We start from the raw sequence: 3965 nt of genomic DNA on the forward strand, positions 1-3965 counted from the left end.
AAAAGTCAGTTAAACCGTGTCGCCGCCTTCGCGAGCAGGCTCGCTCCCACATTGAATCTTTGTTCGGTCATTGAGTTTGTGGCGTACACAAATCAACTGTGGGAGCGAGCCTGCTCGCGAAGGGGCCGGTATGGGCGCTCTAGATCAACGTCTCGATACGCAGAGAATTAGTCGACCCCGGCTGCCCAAACGGCACACCCGCCGTGATCAATAGCGTGTCGCCACGCTGCGCCATGCCTTGGGCCTGGGCGATTTCCAGCGCCGTCGAGCACACTTCATCCACCTGGCGCAGACGATCATTGACCACCGAATGCACCCCCCACGCCACGGTCAAGCGGCGCGCGGTCGAAAGGTTCGGCGTCAGGTTGAGGATCGGTACGGTTGGCCGTTCCCGCGCCGCCCGCAGGCTCGACGTGCCCGACTCGCTGTAGTTCACCAGCACCGCCACCGGCAGCACGTTGCTGATCCGGCGGATCGCGCAGCTGATTGCATCGGAAACCGTGGCTTCGGCTTTCGGTCGGCTGACGTCGAGCTGGGCTTGATAGTCCGGACCGTTTTCCACCTGGCGGATGATCTTGCTCATCATCTGCACGGCTTCCAGAGGGTACTCGCCGGACGCGGTTTCCGCCGACAGCATCACCGCGTCAGCCCCTTCGGCCACGGCGTTGGCGACATCGGTGACTTCGGCACGGGTCGGTGCCGGGGAGAAGCGCATCGATTCGAGCATCTGCGTCGCCACCACCACCGGTTTGCCGAGCTGGCGGCAGGTACTGATGATGTTCTTCTGAATTTGCGGCACGCTTTCGGCCGGTACTTCCACGCCCAGATCGCCGCGAGCGACCATGATCGCGTCGCTCAGCTCGGCGATTTCCCGCAGCTGGGTCACCGCCGAGGGCTTCTCGATCTTGGCCATCAAAAACGCTTTGTCGCCGATCAGTGCGCGGGCTTCGCGAATGTCATCCGGACGCTGCACGAACGACAGTGCCACCCAGTCCACACCCAGTTCCAGGCCGAAGCTCAAGTCACGGCGATCCTTGGCGGTCAGCGGGCTCAGGTCGAGTACGGCTTGCGGCACGTTCACGCCTTTGCGATCCGACAGTTCGCCGCCGTTGAGCACCGTGGTGTCGATGGCGTCGGCGTACTTGGTGACTACCCGCAGGCGCAGCTTGCCGTCATCGAGCAGCAAGTCCATGCCCGGCTCCAGCGCGGCGATGATTTCCGGGTGCGGCAGGTTGACCCGGCGTTCATCGCCCGGCGTGGCATCCAGGTCCAGACGCAGGGCCTGACCGCGCACCAGTTGCACCTTGCCCTCGGCGAACTTGCCGACCCGCAGTTTCGGGCCTTGCAGGTCCATCAAAATGCCCAGCGGATAATTCAACTGGCGCTCGACTTCGCGAATCCACTGATAGCGCTGGGCGTGATCGGCGTGATCACCGTGGCTGAAATTCAGGCGAAAGATGTTGACCCCGGCCAGCACCAGTTCACGGATGTCGTCGATCCCGCCGATGGCAGGCCCCAGGGTGGCGAGGATTTTGACCTTCTTATCAGGCGTCATGTTTAGGGTTCTCGAGAATCAGGATGGCGCGGAAGTCATTGACGTTGGTACGGGTCGGCTCGGTGACGATCAGTGCGTCCAGCGCCTCGAAGTAGCCATAGCCGTTGTTGTTGTCCAACTCGTCGCTGGCGCTCAGGCCCAGTGCGGCGGCGCGGGCGTAGCTGTCCGGCGTCATGATCGCGCCGGCGTTGTCTTCGGAGCCGTCGATGCCGTCGGTGTCGCCGGCCAGGGCGTAGACGCCCGGCAAGCCCTTGAGGCTGTCGGTCAGGCTCAGCAGGAATTCGGCGTTGCGTCCGCCTCGGCCATTACCGCGCACGGTGACGGTGGTTTCGCCGCCGGAGAGAATCACGCAGGGCGCCGCCAACGGTTGACCGTGCTGCACCACCTGACGGGCGATGCCGGCGTGGACTTTCGCCACTTCGCGGGATTCGCCTTCCAGGTCGCCGAGGATCAGCGGGCTGAACCCGGCCTGTCGGCATTTCACCGCCGCCGCTTCCAGCGATTGCTGCGGACGGGCGATCAACTGGAAGTGACTGCGGGCCAGGCTCGGGTCGCCGGGTTTGACGGTTTCCGATTCCGGGCTTTGCAACCAGGTACGCACCGAGGCGGGTACTTCAATGTCGTAGCGCTTGAGGATCGCCAAGGCTTCGGCCGAGGTACTTGGGTCGGCCACGGTGGGGCCGGAAGCGATGACCGTGGCGAGGTCGCCCGGTACATCGGAAATCGCATAGGTGTACACGGTTGCCGGCCAGCAGGCCTTGCCCAGACGTCCGCCCTTGATCGCCGAGAGGTGCTTGCGCACGCAGTTCATCTCGCCGATGGAGGCGCCGGATTTGAGCAGGGCTTTGTTGATCGACTGCTTGTCGGCCAGGGTGATGCCGGCGGCCGGAAGTGCGAGCAGCGCCGAACCGCCACCGGACAGCAGGAAGATCACTCGGTCTTTTTCGCTCAGGTCGCTGACCAGTTCGAATACCCGTTTGGCGACGGCTTGTCCCGCGGCGTCCGGGACCGGATGCGCAGCTTCGACCACTTCGATTTTTTCGCACGGCGCGCCGTGTCCGTAGCGCGTCACCACCAGACCGGACACTTCTCCCTGCCAGCAACGCTCGACCACCTGGGCCATGGCGGCCGCGGCTTTACCGGCACCGATGACGATCACCCGACCGCTGCGATCGGCGGGCAGGTGGGCTTCGAGGACTTGTTGAGGATGGGCCGCGTCGATGGCTGTGGCGAACAGCTCGCGCAGGAATTGTTGCGGATCGACCGACATGGCGGGCTCCCGGAATTCTTGTTATTTGAAGGGAAGACAACTCAATCCTGTGGGAGCTGGCTTGCCAGCGATTCAGGCACTGCGGTCGTTCAGGCAGACCGCGTCGATGCCATCGCGGGCAAGCCCGCTCCCACAGAGAGCGAGCCAGGCAGGGCTTACTTCTTGTCGCGAATCGAGAAGTTCGCCATGTGTTCCAGGCCTTTGATCAGCGCCGAGTGATCCCAGTTGCTGCCACCGATGGCCGCGCAGGTGCTGAACACTTGCTGGGCGTTGGCGGTGTTCGGCAGGTTGATGTTCAACTCCTTGGCACCTTGCAGGGCCAGGTTCAGGTCCTTCTGGTGCAGGCTGATGCGGAAGCCCGGATCGAAGGTGCCTTTGATCATGCGCTCGCCGTGCACTTCGAGGATCTTCGACGAAGCGAAACCGCCCATCAGCGCTTCACGCACCTTGGCGGGATCGGCGCCGTTTTTCGAGGCGAACAACAGGGCTTCAGCCACCGCCTGGATGTTCAGCGCAACGATGATCTGGTTGGCCACTTTCGCGGTCTGACCGTCGCCATTGCCACCGACCAGGGTGATGTTCTTGCCCATGGCCTGGAACAGCGGCAGGGCGCGTTCGAAGGCATCGGCGTCACCGCCGACCATGATGCTCAGGGTCGCGGCCTTGGCGCCGACTTCACCACCGGACACTGGCGCGTCGAGGTACTGCGCGCCTTTTTCGTTGATTTTGGCAGCGAAGGCTTTGGTGGCGGTTGGCGAGATCGAGCTCATGTCGATCACGATTTTGCCTTTGCCGATACCCGCGGCAACGCCGTCAGCGCGGAACAGCACGTCATCGACTTGCGGGGTATCCGGGACCATGACGATGATGAATTCGGCTTCTTGCGCGACTTCTTTCGGGTTCGCCAGGGCAACGGCGCCAGCGGCGACCAGGTCGGCAGGCGCGGCGTCGTGGTGCGCCGACAGGAACAGGCTGTGACCGGCTTTCTGCAGGTTCGCCGCCATTGGGTGGCCCATGATGCCGGTGCCGATAAATCCGATTTTAGCCATGAGAAAATCCTCTTGTTTTTATTGCTGCTTCAAGCAAATAGGGGAGTGCTTCTATGTGGGAGCGAGCCTGCTCGCGAATGCGATAGAACAT

3 protein-coding genes are annotated in these 3965 nt (G+C 62.9%); all 3 read right to left on the minus strand.

The genetic code is table 11. The features are described 5' to 3' along the window. Nucleotides 1-139 precede the first annotated feature (139 nt). Nucleotides 140-1555: a pyruvate kinase gene (gene pyk, locus ACW9HW_RS29320; RefSeq protein WP_095195670.1), complete on the minus strand. Its 1416-nt coding sequence runs from the start codon at nt 1553-1555 to the stop codon at nt 140-142. Continuing rightward, entirely contained in the window at nt 1545-2825 is a 1281-nt protein-coding gene (locus tag ACW9HW_RS29325; protein WP_457402818.1) for a glycerate kinase type-2 family protein, read from the minus strand. Before ACW9HW_RS29325 ends, pyk begins: the two co-directional genes overlap by 11 nt. Before the next feature lie 155 nt (nt 2826-2980). After that, nucleotides 2981-3874: a 2-hydroxy-3-oxopropionate reductase gene (locus ACW9HW_RS29330; RefSeq protein ID WP_095195668.1), complete on the minus strand. Its 894-nt coding sequence runs from the start codon at nt 3872-3874 to the stop codon at nt 2981-2983. Nucleotides 3875-3965: the final 91 nt, after the last annotated feature.

The sequence above is a fragment of the Pseudomonas sp. SDO5532_S415 genome (assembly GCF_054071155.1).